We start from the raw sequence: 14,116 nt of genomic DNA, 5'->3' as shown, positions 1-14,116 counted from the left end.
GTTGAGCCTAACAACCGACCCTGCCCCTGACACTGTCCAATCTCACCAGAAAAGGTCTCCGATAGCGCCACATGCAAGGTAGAAGAAACACCACAGTTCATTGTGGGAGCGGGCTTGCTCGCGAAGGCGGAGTGTCAGTCGCCATTGATGTCACAGACACATCGCCTTCGCGAGCAAGCCCGCTCCCACAGGGGGGATCTACGGTGTTCTTTCAGGCGGGGTAACCAGTGATTTTGCGGATGCTCTGGTACAGCGGCTTGAGCTGTCGATACATGCGCAGGTAGACCTCTTTGTACAGTCGCTCATAGATCTGCTGCGCCTCGGGTTGCGGCATGAATACCGCACCGACCCGGGTCATGGCGGCCATCGCCGTGGGGAAATCCGCGTGCAGTCCCAGCCCCACCGCGCAGCAAATGGCCGCGCCCAGGCCGGACGCTTCGTAGACATGCGGACGCTCGGCCGGCAGGCCGAAAATGTTCGCCGTGAGTTGCATCGCGGCATCACTCTGGGAGCCACCACCGGCGACGCGCAAGCGCGTGATGGAGACCCTCGAACGCTTCTCGATTTTCTCCATGCCCTGACGCAAGGCATACGCCAGACCTTCGAGGATCGCCCGGTAAATGTGTGCGCGGGTATGCACGTCGCCGAAGCCGATCATCGCGCCCTTGGCTTCGACACCCGGCTCGCGGATACCGGGCGACCAGTAGGGTTGCAGCATTAACCCCATGGAGCCCGGCGGCACGGCGTCGACCAGCGCATCGAAGAGTTGCTCGGGCTCCACACCCTGGGCTTTGGCCTGCTGCATTTCCCGCAGACCGAACTCGTTCTTGAACCAGCTGACCATCCAGTAGCCGCGATAAATCATCACCTCGCAGTTGTATTGATCCGGTACCGCAGACGGGTAAGGCGGAATCAACGGAACGATTTCCAGGTAGCGCGACCGGGTGCTGGTGATCGTCGCCGTGGTGCCGTAGGAAAGGCACACGGTGCCTGGGTCGACGACGCCGGAACCCACGACTTCGCAGGCCTTGTCGGCACCTGCGGCGATCAGCGGCAGCCCCTCGGGAATGCCGGTGTGGCGGCTGGCCTCGGCGCTGATGTAGCCGAGGGTTTCACCGGGCTTGTGCAGGCTCGGAAGTTGTTCGGGACGCACCGCCAGCGCCTGCCATTTCCAGTCGGCGGGGGCGGCCCAGCGCAAGCGCTTGAAGTCGAACGGCAGGTAACCGACGCAACAGCCCACCGAATCGACAAAGCGCCCACACAGGCGATGGGTGAGAAACCCCGAGAGCAGCAAAAACTTGTCGGTCGCCGCCCAGACCTCAGGCTGGTGGCGGGCGATCCAGTTGGCCTCGGCCTGGGCGCGAAAGTAGTCCACTGTGGCTTGCGCGCCGACCAGTTTGAACAGCCAGCCCCACGGTCCCTTGATGCCACCCTTGACTTCGGCCTGGCGTTGATCGAGCCACAGGATCGCCGGGCGCAGCGCCTTGCCCTGGGCATCGACGTTGATCACCGTGCCGCGCTGGGTGGTCAGGGATACACCGGCGATCTGTGAGCGATCGATGCCGGTTTGCTGCCACAACTGCTGGCAGGCCTCACCCAGTTTTGTCCAGTAATACTCCGGGTCCTGTTCGGCCCAGCCGGGTTGAGTCGAATAATAGGCCTGCAACTCGACCTTGCCTTTGCCCAGCAGATTGCCCTGCAGGTCGAAGAGCAGCGCGCGCACGCTCTGGGTGCCATTGTCGATGGCCAACAGGTAACGCTTGTTCGGGTGGTTATCCATGGAGCTCTCTTCAATGGGCATCAATGCGCGGCATCCGGCAAACCATGATGGCGTTGCCACAACGCCCGATAACGCTGTAATTCCTGCTGCCAATGCTCATCGTCCCAACCCAGTCGCGGTTGGCAGAGTTGGCCAATGGCAGCGAAATAATCCTCGCCACCGCGCGGCAGCAACAGGCCCAGGCGGGTTCGGCGCAGCAGCAGGTCATCCAGGTGCAGGACCATTTCCCCATCGCAGGCAACGGCCAGCTCCGCCCACAAGGTGTCAGTGCCGCCGACGGTGTCATGGCCGAGTTCCGCGATCAGTTGCGCCAGCCTCGGCAGGTCACGGCCATGCCGCCCGGCCAGGCGCCGCCACCGGTTGGCGCTGAGCCCCGGTATCGCCAGCGGCGGCACGGCGGCGAACACTGGCGCGGCGTCATCAACGAACGGACGATCGAGCATGGTTGCACAGGCCTTGAGCACTTCAATCGCCTGCGGGCGAAAGGTGGTCAGCTTGCCGCCGGCCAGGGTCACGCAACCAGGCTCCTGCCACAGCACATGCTCACGGGTTTCATTCGACGGCTTGTCTTGATGCTCCCCCGCCGCACTGCCCACCACCGGGCGCACGCCCGACCAGGTCGACAGCACATCGGCGGCGACCACCTCGGCCTGGGGGAACTGTTGGCTGCAGGCCGCCAGCAGATAGTCGAGCTCATCAAAGCTGATGCTCGCGCTCTGGTCCAGATCGCCGTGATGATCGAGGTCCGTGGTGCCGACCACCGTGGCACCCTCCCAAGGGAAAACGAACACCGGTCGACGGTCGTGCTCGTGCAGAAAGGTGAAGGCTTGCGCCACGGGCAGGCGCCAGCCCGGCAACAGCAAATGACTGCCACGCAACGGCCGCAACTGGCGAGGGGCATCGGGCAGGCGCAAGCGCTCGGCCCACGCGCCGGTGGCCACGGCCAGCACACCACAACGCAATGTCAGTAACCCGCCCCCTTCGCAGTCTTCGACCTGAACCCCGCAAACGCGCCCCTCTTCACGCAACAATTGCTGCACGCGCACGCCGTTGAGCACCACGGCGCCGTCGGCCCGGGCCTCGCCCAATACGCGCATCACCAGACGGGCATCATCGGTCAGCGCATCGACAAAACAGGTGCCGCCCAGCAGGTCATCTTCCTTCACCCCGGGTGCCAGATAACGCAGTTGTTGCGCGTCATGGAAGTGATGGCTGCGTCGCCCGGCCAATGCGTCATAGATGGACAGCAAACCACCCAGCACCCGCGGTCCGGGAAAACCGCCACGGTAATGCGGCATCATGAAACTCATCGGCTCCACCAGCCCCGGCGCCTCATCGAGCAGGCGCTGGCGTTCGCGGACTGAGTCGCGGGTCAGGCGCCACTGGCCCTTGGCGATGTAGCGCAAGCCGCCATGGACCATTTTCGAGGAGCGGCTGGAGGTGCCCCAGGCGAAATCGCGCTGCTCCAACAGCAGGCAACGCCACCCGCGGCGCGCGGCTTCGCGCAGGATGCCGGCGCCGCTGATGCCGCCACCGATGACGATCAGGTCCCAGGTTTCATCCGCCAGCGTCGGCAGCACTCGCTGTCGCCACGCCGCGTTCCAGTCCAGGCTCATGGCCGTCACTCCTGCAACAGCGTGCCAGGGTTCAGTCGCCCGGCCGGATCGAAATGCCGACTCAGTGCCTGCAGGGTGTCCATCGCCAGCGCGCCCTTCTCCCGCCGCAGGTACGGCGCGTGGTCCTTGCCCACGCCATGCTGGTGACTGATGGTGCCGTGGTTGTCGACGATGGTCTGGCTGGCCGCCTGCTTGAGCGCCTGCCAGCGCGCCAGGGTGGCGGGGTAGTCGGCCGCCGGGCGAAACACATAGGTGGTGTAGATGCTCGATCCTTCGCCATAGACATGGGAAAGGTGGGTGAAGACATGCACCCGCTCGCCTTCGGCAGCCAAGGCGTCGCGCAGGCTGTTTTCGATCAGCGTGAGCAGGTTATCGACGTTGCTCCAGTCAGTGGCGGTTTCCAGGGTGTCCACCACGTAACCGGCGTTCCACAGGTTTTCCCGCAGGTAGGGAAAACGAAAACGGTTCTGCGCCCACTTCTTGCCGAGCAAGGTGCCGGTAAACACCCCGCCGAACGCCTTGAGGTGCTGCCGGGCCTGACGCAGGGACAGCGCATTTTGTCGACGATTGCCGGTAACACCGAACGTCAGCAGGCATTTGCCCGCACCGGCGCCGCGCAGGGCCAGGTACTTTTCCAGCCAGGCGATCTGCTGCGGGTGACCGGCCAGCGCCAGCTGGGTTTCGGTTTCCACCGCGTTGGACAGACGCAGCATCGACAGCGGTACCCGCGCCTGGGCCAACTGGCGGATGGCTTGCAGCGCCTTGGGCCAATCGGGCAGAAACACACCATAGAAACGCTCATCGGCGGGCAGAGCGCTGACCCGTACCTTCACCTCGGAAATGATCCCGAAGCGGCCCTCACAGCCCAACACCACCTCGCGCAGATCGGGCCCGGCCGCCGAGGCCGGAAAGGAGGGAATTTCCAAAGGTCCGGCAAATGTTTCCAGTGTCCCGCCGGCGAACAATTGCTCGATCCGCCCATAACGCAATGACTGCTGGCCACTGGAGCGGCTGGCGACCCAACCACCCAGGGTCGACAGCTCCCACGATTGCGGGAAATGCCCCAGGGTGTAACCACGGGCGCGCAACTGACTTTCCACCTGCGGTCCGCTGGTGCCAGGGCCGAACGTGGCCATCAGGCTCTGTTCGTCGAGGTCCAGCAGGCGATTCATGCGGGCCAGGGAAACCGTCACCACCGGCCGTGCGGAACTCGGCGGGTTGATGTGACCGGCCACCGAGGTGCCGCCGCCATAAGGAATCAGGCACAGGTCCTGTTCATGGGCGAGCAACAGTAACCGGCGAATCTGTTCAGCGTTCACGGGATAGGCCACGGCGTCGGGATAATTCCCCAACGCGCCTTCACGCAACGCCAGCCAGTCCGGCAGGCTCTGCCCTCGCGCATGCAGCAACCGATCATGGGCATCCACGCTGTACAAGAAGTGTTGCTGCAACCGCGACGGGGGCACGCGGGCCAATGCTGTCTCAAGCGTCGCATCGGGCAGCGCTCGACCGTCTCCCACCCGCTGGGCGAGAAAACTCGCGCCCTGGGCCGGCAGTTCGACCACCGTGGTTGCATCTCCCCAGCCGTTCCAGCGTCGCATGCGTGTGTCCTTTTGCGGTTCTGATCAGTGATATTTCAGGCCCCCATACTAGTCAGCCGCCGAAAAGTGTCACGGTCGCATCCGGCCAGTTCGAGTAGCCAATTGAGTCAAACGTCGCGCAGGCGTCAGCCATTTACTTTAGCCGTGGTTTCAAATTACCTTTCAGGGCATTCATCCGCGCACGCGGGCCTTGATCAAAGGAATACGATCATGCAATCCCTGGGCTTCACTTCAGTTCCGCCGCTGCTCAAATACCTGCGTCATGCCGAACAACTGGGCATGGCCATCGAGCCTGCGTTGGCGGCTGCCGGGTTGCAGGCACAGCAGTTGAGTGACAACAGCCTGCGGTTGCCAGGTGAAGCCCATGAACGGCTGCTCGACTATTTCTGCGAACACTCGGGCGATGCGTTGTTCGGTCTCAACGCCGCGCGTTTTGTGTTGCCCAACTCCTGGAGCGTGCTGGGTTACATCACCATGAACTGCGCGACACTGGGCGACGCCATGAGCCGCATCATGCCGTTCGAGAAACTGGTGGGAGACATGGGCGTCAGCCGCGCCGAGGTGCAGGGCAGCGAGGTGCACCTGATCTGGACATGCCGCCATCAGCGCCCGCGAATTCGCCGACACCTGGTGGAAAACGTGCTCGGTTCCTGGCTGCAATACGCGCGCTGGATCGCCGACACGCAAATGTCACCGGCTGCCGTCTGGCTGGAACATGCCTGTCCGGCCGACACGACGCTGGCACAGTACGAGCAGTTCTTCGACTGTCCGGTACTGTTCGACCAGCCTTATTCGGCGCTGATTGTCCCATTGCCGTATTTGCAGTTGCCATTGCGCCAGGCCGATGCGCAATTGCTGCGCACCCTGGAAGAACATGCCCAGGGGTTGATGGCCACACTGGAGGACGCTTCGCTGGAACAGCGGGTCAAAAGCATCCTGCGAAAACTGCTCAAGGAAGGTCTGCCACGCAAGGAGCAGGTGGCCGAGCATCTCGCGGTGTCAGTGCGCACGCTGCAACGCCAGCTGCATCAGGCCGGTACGTCGTACCAGCAGATCCTCGATGACCTGCGCCAGGAGCTGGCCGAGCATTACCTGCTCAACAGCACCCTGCCGATCCAGGACATCGCCCAGTACCTGGGTTTCACTGAACCCCGCTCGTTTCACCGCACGTTCAAAAGCCGGCGCGGGATGCCGCCCGGCGAGTTTCGCCAAACCCACCGGGTGCCGAACGAAGGCTGAAGGCGTAAACCTGAGGGGCTGAAGGCTCAGAGACTTATCGCGTTGGTGAACACCAACCGATTGCCGAACGGGTCGGCGATGGTCATGTCCTGGCTGCCCCAGGGCATGGCCTGAATCTGCGGATGGGAAAACCTGTATTGCTTGGCCAACAGTTGCTGCTGAAACTTCTCCAGCTCATCCGTCTCGATCCGCAGCGCAGACCCCGGTGTGCTGTCGCCATGGTGTTCGGACAAGTGCAGCACACATTCGCCACGGGAGATTTGCAGGTACAGCGGGTAATTCGCTTCGAATCGATGTTGCCAGTCGATCTTGAACCCCAGGAAATCGACGTAGAACTCCACTGCCTTGGCTTCGTCGAAAATACGCAGGATCGGAGTTGTTTTGCCGAAGCTCATCGGGTTGCTCCCTGTAGGAGCGAGCCTGCTCGCGATGGTCGTTAACGATAACGCGTTTTGACTGGCTAAACGCGGCGCCTTTGACTCCATCGCGAGCAGGCTCGCTCCTACATGATTGAACAGCGTTAGGTTGTCGGGTTTGATAACAGTCCTTCGGCGCGGAAATGCCATTCATTAGTCTCAAAGTGCCATCACTGTGACGCCGTCCTCGAAACTCACTGAAAACCCGTGCGCAAATCCCCTTCCCGGGCCAGAAACCGTCCTTCCCTGCGCCCGTTGGCCTGGCCATCACGGTAACTCAACACACCGTTGATCCATACCCCTTCAATGCCCTCCGCCGCCCGCTGTGGGTCGTTGAAGTCGGCGACATCACGAATGGTCGCCGGGTCGAACAACACCAGGTCCGCCCAATGGCCTTCGCGTATTTCACCGCGCGCCTTCAAGCCGAAGCGCGCCGCCGACAGCCCGGTCATTTTGTGCACGGCGGTGTGCAGCGGGAACAGTCCCACGTCGCGGCTGAAATGTCCGAGCACCCGAGGGAATGCGCCCCACAAGCGTGGGTGCGGAAACGGATCTTCCGGCAAGCCGTCGGAGCCGACCATCGACAGCGGATGCGCGAGGATCCGACGGACATCCGCCTCATCCATTCCGTAGTACACCGCACCGGCCGGTTGCAGTTGGCGAGCGGCCTCCAGCAACGGCAGATTCCATTCGGCGGCGATGTCCATCAGGTCGCGGCCGCCCATCTGCGGATGCGGGGTCGACCAGGTGATGGTGATGCGGTGGGCATCGGTCACCTGCTTGAGGTCCAGGGTCGAAGAGCTCGCGGCGTAGGGATAACAGTCGCAACCCACCGGGTGGGTCTTCGCTGCCTCTTCGAGGGATGCCAGCAACTGCGGACTACGCCCCCAGTTACCGGCGCCGGCACATTTGAGGTGAGAGATGATCACCGGGCTTTGCGCATGGCGACCGATCCGGTACGCCTCGTCCATGGCCTCCAGCACAGGCTCGAATTCGCTGCGCAAATGGGTGGTATAGACCGCCCCGAACGCGGTCAATTCTTCGGTCAGTTGCATCACTTCATCGGTCGATGCCGAGAAGGCGCTGGCATAGGCAAGGCCGGTGGAAAGGCCCAGGGCGCCGGCCTCGAGGCTTTCGCGCAGTTGCTCGCGCATCGCGCTGATTTCGTCTGCCGTGGCGGTGCGAAACAGGTCGTCCAGATGATTGCTGCGCAACGCCGTATGACCGACCAGCGCGGCAACGTTCAGCGTGGTGTTCGCCGCTTCGACGGCCACGCGGTAGTCGCGGAAGGTCGGATAAACGAACGCAGCGGCCGTGCCGAGCAGGTTCATCGGGTCCGGCGGATCGCCGCGCAAGCTCACTGGCGAGGCACTGATCCCGCAGTTGCCGACGATGACCGTGGTCACGCCCTGGCTGAGCTTGGGCAGCATCTGCGGCTGACGAATCACCACGGTGTCGTCATGGGTGTGCACGTCGATGAAACCCGGCGCCAGCACATGGCCCTGCGCGTCGATTTCCTCGCTGGCACGGGCATCGCGCAAGTTGCCGATACGCTCGATGCGCCCGTTGAGAATGGCCACGTCGGCGGGGTATCCAGGGCTGTTGCTGCCGTCGATGATCAGGGCGTTGCGAATCAGCGTGTCGTACTGCATGTCAGTCTCCCAGCGGCAAGTGATCGTCGCCGCCGCGGTATTCGTCGAGGGCGAGTTTGATCCGCCGCAGACGTTCTTGATTGTCTTCAGGATTGGCCAGGGCCAGCTCGGTGGCGAGCACGTCGATGGCCAGCAGCATGCCGTAGCGCGCTGCCGTGGGTTTGTAGATGAACGAGGTTTCGGCGCTTTGCAGGGGCAGGACGATGTCGGCCAGTTGCGCCAGGGGCGAATCTGCCCGGGTGATGGCCAGAATGCCTGCCCCATAGTTGCGCGCCAGCTCCAGCGTTTCAATCAGCTCCGGGGTGATCCCGGTCAGCGAGCAGACAATCACCACGTGTTCAGCGCTGAGGCTGGCGGCGGTGACGCGCATCATCACCGCATCGTGGCACACCGCAATCGGATAGCCGAGGCGCACCAGGCGCACTTGCAGTTCATCGCTGCACAGGGTCGAGCAGCCACCCATGCCGAAAGCGTGGATCATGCGCGCCTTGCCCAGCAGTTTCACCGCATCGGCGAAACGCGACTCATCGAACGCGGCCAGGTGCTGGCGCAAGGTCGACTCGATGTCGCCCACGATCTGCCCGTAGAACGCCGACTGCTCGGGCGTGCCCGCCGGGTCGAGAAACCGGCTGCCGACGCCGCTGGCCTGGGCCAGTTGCAAGCGCAAGTCACGCAGGTCCTTGCAGCCGACCGTACGGGCGAACCGCGACAGCGTGGCGCTGCTGACCTCTGCCCGCAGCGCCAGTTCATCGAGGCTGGCGGAGGCGGCAAATCCTACGTCGTCGAGCATCAGGCGGGCGATGCGTCCTTCACCAGCGCTGAAGGAGTCCTGACGGGCGCGGATCTGGTAGAGGATGTCCATGCAAGTGGCTCCGGCTAAATCAGGTAAGAAAGGCCAACGGTCAGGCCGAAGGCGACGACCGAGATCAATGTCTCGAGCACGGTCCAGGTCTTGAAGGTCTGGGTAACGGTCATGTTGAAGTATTCCTTGATCAACCAGAAACCACCGTCGTTGACGTGGGAAAAGATAACCGACCCGGCGCCAGTCGCCAGCACCAGCAACTCCGGATGGGGATAACCCAGACCAATGGCCACTGGTGCGACCACGCCTGAAGCGGTGGTCATGGCCACAGTGGCAGAACCGGTGGCGATGCGCATCAGTGCGGCAAACAGCCAGCCCATCAACAGCGGCGACAAATGAAATTCGTGGGCCAGGCCGACGATCTGGTCGGTGACGCCGGCGTCCACCAGAATCCGGTTCAAGCCACCACCGGCGCCTACCAGCAAGGTGATGCTCGCGGTCGGCGCCAGGCATTCGTTGGTGAACTTGAGGATCGATTCACGGTTGAAGCCCTGGGCCAGGCCGAGGGTCCAGAAACTCAACAATGTGGCCAGCAACAGCGCGATCACCGAGTTGCCGATGAACAGCAGGAACTGATTGAAACCACTGCCCGGCGTAGAAATCAGATTGGCCCAGCCACCGATCAGCATCAGCACCACCGGCAACAGGATGGTCGCCATGGTGATGCCGAAACCCGGCAGGCTGTCGCGCGGTTCACGCTCCAGGAACTGGCGTTCCAGCGGGTTTTCCGCCGGCAACTGAATGCGCGGCACGATGAATTTGGCGTACAGGGGACCTGCGATGATCGCCGTCGGAATGCCGATCAGGATTGCGTACATCAAGGTCTGCCCCACCGACGCCTGATACACCTGCACCGCCAGCATCGCCGCCGGGTGCGGCGGTACCAGCGCATGCACCACCGAAAGCCCGGCGACCATCGGCAAGCCGACCATCAGGATCGAGACGCCAACCCGCCGCGCCACGGTAAAGGCAATCGGTACCAGCAAGACGAAACCGACTTCGAAGAACAGCGGCAACCCCACCAGAAACGCGATGGTCACCATCGCCCAATGCGCGTTCTTCTCGCCAAAGCGGTCGATCAAGGTCCGCGCCACCTGCTCGGCGCCACCGGACTCGGCCATCATCTTGCCGAGCATGGTGCCCAGCGCCACTACCAGCGCGATGTGTCCCAGGGTCTTGCCGACCCCGGCCTCGTACGCCCCCACCACACCCGACGGCGGCATGCCCGCCACCAGCGCCAGGCCAATGGAAATCAGGGTGATGACAATGAACGGGTTGAGCCGGTAACGGGCGATCAGAACGATCAGTGCAATGATGGCGATGGCGGCATACACCAGCAGCCAATAGCCGAAGGACAGGGTCATGCGGTACTCCTCGAGAGGGTCACGTCGAAATATTTGTGAAACTCTTAAAACATTTCGGAAGGTTATTTTCAAACGAGGTGAAAGTAATTTTCGTGCAGAGGTAAGGCGTGTCGCGCAGAGGTATGAGTTGTCGCAAATAATGAAAATCAGGCAGGCGGATTTTCATCGCGCCTGCCTGTTTGATTTCAGTCGTGCTGCATCCGGGCACGCTTGAGCAATTTCTTGCAACGCTCGGACAAATGCAGCACCCGCAGATGCTTGCCGGCCTTGGCATAGCGCTCGCGCAAGGTGCCCAGTGCAGCGATGGCCGAGTAGTCGACAAAGCTCAGGTGCTGGCAATCCAGGGTCACTTGCGCCGGGTCATTGGCCGGGTCGAACTGATTGAGGAAGGGTGTCGTCGAGGCGAAGAACAGCGTGCCATGCACCCGGTACAGCTTGCTGCCGTCGGTTTCCAGATGACTGTCGGCGTACAGCTGCCGGGCCTGCTGCCAGGCGAAATTGAGCGCCGCGATGATGATCCCGCAGAGCACTGCCATTGCCAGATCGGTGAAAACAGTAATCACCGTCACCGCGATGATCACCAGCACGTCGTTCAACGGCACCTTGTTCAGCACCCGCAACGAAGCCCAGGCGAAGGTCTGTTGCGACACCACGAACATCACCCCCACCAGCGCGGCCAGCGGAATGCGCTCGATAAGCGGCGACAGAAACAGGATGAACAACAGGATCGACACCCCCGCCACCACCCCGGACAAACGCCCGCGACCGCCGGAGCTGAGGTTGATCACGGTCTGGCCGATCATGGCGCACCCGCCCATGCCGCCGAACGCACCGGACACCAGATTCGCCGCCCCCAGCGCCACGCACTCGCGATCCGGGTAACCACGGCTCTCGGTGAATTCGTCGGTGAGGTTCAGGGTCAACAGGGTTTCCAGCAACCCGACCAGCGCCATCACGATCGCGTAGGGCGCGATGATGCGCAGGGTGTCCAGGTTCCACGCAATGTCCGGCAGCGCCAGCGTCGGCAAGCCACCGGCAATGTGCGCCATGTCGCCCAGGGTTCGGGTCGGCAGGCCAAGCAGATACACCGCCAGGCCCACGCCGAGAATCGCCACCAGCGCCGGCGGCACCGTACGGGTCAGGCGCGGCATCACATAGACAACGGCCATGGTCACCGCGACCAGCCCGAGCATCATGTACAGCGGCGTACCGCTCAACCAGGCCTCACCGTTCTTGAAGTGCTCCAGTTGCGCCAGGGCAATGACGATCGCCAGGCCGTTGACGAAACCGAGCATCACCGGGTACGGCACCATGCGCACCAGCTTGCCGAGCTTGAGCAGCCCGAACGCGATCATGATCAACCCGCCCAGCAACACCGTGGCCAGCAGATACTGCACACCGTGTTGCACCACCAGCGCGACGATCACCACGGCCATCGAGCCTGCCGCGCCGGACACCATGCCCGGTCGCCCACCGAACAGCGCGGTCAGGGTGCAGATGATGAACGCGCCATAGAGCCCCATCAACGGATTGAGATGGGCCACCAGCGCGAAAGCGATGCACTCGGGCAACAGGGCGAAGGAAGTGGTAAGTCCGGCCAGGACATCGGCACGTAGACGTTTTGCTTTCATTGGGAACCGCACACAGGGAGAGACGAAAAAGAGTGTGCGGATGTTACGGAAATGCAGTCAGACCGACCAGTTGTTGTGCCTGCGCAAACGCCATCGCGAGCAAGCTCGCTCCCACAGGTTTTGCGTCATTCACGAAAAGGGCGAACAACACAGTACCTGTGGGAGCGCGGCTTGCCCGCGAAGAACGATGACGCGGTCTAAAGCGAGCTCAGCCCCTCTCGTCATTGCGCAGCAATCACGAATCAACCCTTGAAGTTTGCGCTCGCATAATCGGCCAACTTGCCCTGGATGAAGTCAAGGAAGCACTGAATGCGCAGGGCCAGTTGCGAGTTGCGGTAGTACACCGCGTTGATCGGCTGGCGATAACCGCTATTGAACTCGGCCAGCAACACCTTCAAGCGTCCGGCACGAATGTCTTCGATGGTCATGAAATGCGACAGGCTGGCGATGCCTTGCCCGTCCAGTGCGAGATGGCGGATGGTTTCGCCGCTGGAAGCACTGATCGACGCCTGGATCGGCCAGCGATCGCCATGCACATAACGCAGCGGCCATTGGTTGAGGCCTTCGTTCTGGGTGAACCCCAGCAGCGTATGGTGCGCCAGGTCAGCCACGGCTTGCGGTGTGCCGTATTTTTCCAGGTACGCCGGGCTGGCGACGATGTGCAGCGGGCTGCAACCCAGGGAGCGGGCATGCAGCGTCGAGTCGGTCAGGGTGCCAATGCGAATGGCGATGTCGGTACTCTGCTCCAGCAGGTCGATGATCAAATCGTTGCTGTTGAGTTCGAGTTGGATGTCGGGGTAAAGCCTGCGGAATTCATCGATGTAGGGCACGATGGCGTGCAGCATGAAAGGTGATGCCGCGTTGATCCGCAGCCGCCCGGACGGTGTTTGCTGGCGTGAGGACAGGCGCTCTTCGAGCTCATCCATCTGATCGAGAATCCGCTTGGCGTGTTCGAAGAAGTATTTGCCCTCTTCGGTCAGGTCCATGCGCCGCGTGGTGCGGTTGATCAACGTGGTGTCGAGCTTGGCCTCCAGCCGCGACAGCGTACGACTGACCGCCGAAGGCGTTTGCCCGACCTGCTCGGCCGCCGCAGAAATCGACCCGCATTCAATCACGCAGACGAAAACCTGCAACTCATCGGATCTGGCTTTCACGTGTGTCCTCTTTTGCGAGTCGGCGCGGCGATCTTCCTGGCCGTTGCATCGGATAGTAGCCGAGCACTACGCCTTGAGGCCAAACACCTCTGCCAAATGCTGCTCATAGCGTGCCACGTCGCCTTCGATGTTCGGGCGTTTCATCACGTCCACGCACAGGAACGTCGGCAAACCGGTCATGCCCAGGAACTCGTTGGCCTTGTGGAACGGGAAGTACACCGCGTCCACGCCTTTGGCTTCGAAGAAATCGGTCGGGTCGTCGAAGGCCTGCTGCGGGGCGTTCCAGGTCAGCGACAACATGTATTGCTTGCCGTGAATCAGGCCGCCGCTGCCGTACTTCTGCGACGCGTCCGAACGGGTGCGACCGTCGCTGGCATAGAGGCTGCCATGGCCTTCGGTGAAGACTTCATCAATGTACTTTTTCACGGTCCACGGCGCGCCCATCCACCAGCCGGGCATCTGGTAAATGATCACGTCGGCCCAGAGGAACTTGGCCACTTCTTCGGCGACGTCGTAGCCCTCGTCGATGAAAGTGGTTTTGACATCCATACCGCCGCGATCCAACACGCTCAACGCGGCTTCATGCAGGGTGGCGTTGTAGCGGCCGTCGGAGTGTGCAAATTTTTTGCCGCCATTGAGTAAAAGGACTTTTTTCATGGGAGGTCTCGGGAAGGTCGGGAATCGGATGGCGGCAGAGTACCGATCGACCTCACGCGGAGTAAGCGTCGATTTGGCAAAATTCATTTGACCTACAAGCACGAATCAGCAGGCGATTGTTGCCTTAAACTGGCACCAGTTCTG

Annotated in this window: 11 protein-coding genes; 1 reads left to right on the top strand and 10 read right to left on the bottom strand. The window is 62.2% G+C overall.

The window, feature by feature from the left end; all coding sequences use genetic code 11:
- Positions 1-211: 211 nt before the first annotated feature.
- The 3 genes from KGB20_RS22985 to KGB20_RS22975 are packed head-to-tail and all read right to left on the bottom strand — an operon-like array spanning position 212 to position 4,997.
- Positions 212-1,780 (bottom strand): FGGY-family carbohydrate kinase, encoded by a 1,569-nt coding sequence (locus tag KGB20_RS22985; protein ID WP_154910463.1) that lies wholly within the window; start codon positions 1,778-1,780, stop codon positions 212-214.
- A 20-nt stretch (positions 1,781-1,800) separates the two neighbouring features.
- Entirely contained in the window at positions 1,801-3,396 is a 1,596-nt protein-coding gene (locus KGB20_RS22980; protein ID WP_154861543.1) for a glycerol-3-phosphate dehydrogenase/oxidase, read from the bottom strand.
- A 5-nt stretch (positions 3,397-3,401) separates the two neighbouring features.
- Positions 3,402-4,997, bottom strand: a complete 1,596-nt coding sequence (locus KGB20_RS22975) for an FAD-binding oxidoreductase (protein ID WP_150812855.1) — start codon at positions 4,995-4,997, stop codon at positions 3,402-3,404.
- Between the two features lie 210 nt (positions 4,998-5,207).
- Here KGB20_RS22975 and KGB20_RS22970 point away from each other — a divergent pair, with 210 nt between their 5' ends.
- Entirely contained in the window at positions 5,208-6,236 is a 1,029-nt protein-coding gene (locus KGB20_RS22970) for an AraC family transcriptional regulator (protein ID WP_090452994.1), read from the top strand.
- Positions 6,237-6,262: 26 nt separating this feature from the next.
- Here the strand turns inward: KGB20_RS22970 and KGB20_RS22965 are convergent, their stop codons facing one another.
- The 7 genes from KGB20_RS22965 to KGB20_RS22935 all read right to left on the bottom strand — a co-directional run bounded on the left by KGB20_RS22965 (position 6,263) and on the right by KGB20_RS22935 (position 13,972).
- Positions 6,263-6,631 carry a glyoxalase superfamily protein gene (locus KGB20_RS22965; protein ID WP_154910464.1) on the bottom strand — a complete coding sequence of 123 codons (369 nt, stop codon included), beginning with the start codon at positions 6,629-6,631 and terminating at the stop codon, positions 6,263-6,265.
- Between the two features lie 215 nt (positions 6,632-6,846).
- Positions 6,847-8,304 (bottom strand): D-aminoacylase, encoded by a 1,458-nt coding sequence (locus KGB20_RS22960; RefSeq protein ID WP_154910465.1) that lies wholly within the window; start codon positions 8,302-8,304, stop codon positions 6,847-6,849.
- 1 nt (position 8,305) lies between these two features.
- Positions 8,306-9,166 carry a MurR/RpiR family transcriptional regulator gene (locus KGB20_RS22955; RefSeq protein ID WP_154910466.1) on the bottom strand — a complete coding sequence of 287 codons (861 nt, stop codon included), beginning with the start codon at positions 9,164-9,166 and terminating at the stop codon, positions 8,306-8,308.
- A gap of 14 nt (positions 9,167-9,180) precedes the next feature.
- Positions 9,181-10,530 (bottom strand): gluconate:H+ symporter, encoded by a 1,350-nt coding sequence (locus tag KGB20_RS22950; protein WP_008047545.1) that lies wholly within the window; start codon positions 10,528-10,530, stop codon positions 9,181-9,183.
- Positions 10,531-10,715: 185 nt separating this feature from the next.
- Complete coding sequence (locus KGB20_RS22945) at positions 10,716-12,161, bottom strand: SulP family inorganic anion transporter (RefSeq protein ID WP_154910467.1); 1,446 nt, start codon at positions 12,159-12,161, stop codon at positions 10,716-10,718.
- A gap of 242 nt (positions 12,162-12,403) precedes the next feature.
- Positions 12,404-13,315: a LysR family transcriptional regulator gene (locus tag KGB20_RS22940; RefSeq protein ID WP_154910468.1), complete on the bottom strand. Its 912-nt coding sequence runs from the start codon at positions 13,313-13,315 to the stop codon at positions 12,404-12,406.
- 66 nt (positions 13,316-13,381) lie between these two features.
- Positions 13,382-13,972 (bottom strand): NAD(P)H-dependent oxidoreductase, encoded by a 591-nt coding sequence (locus KGB20_RS22935; protein ID WP_102669005.1) that lies wholly within the window; start codon positions 13,970-13,972, stop codon positions 13,382-13,384.
- Positions 13,973-14,116 lie beyond the last annotated feature (144 nt).

Source organism: Pseudomonas sp. BF-R-30, assembly GCF_019956175.1.
GTDB lineage: Bacteria > Pseudomonadota > Gammaproteobacteria > Pseudomonadales > Pseudomonadaceae > Aquipseudomonas > Aquipseudomonas jessenii.
The sequence above is the reverse complement of the archived record's forward strand: the minus strand, read 5'-3'. Positions and strand labels throughout refer to the sequence as shown.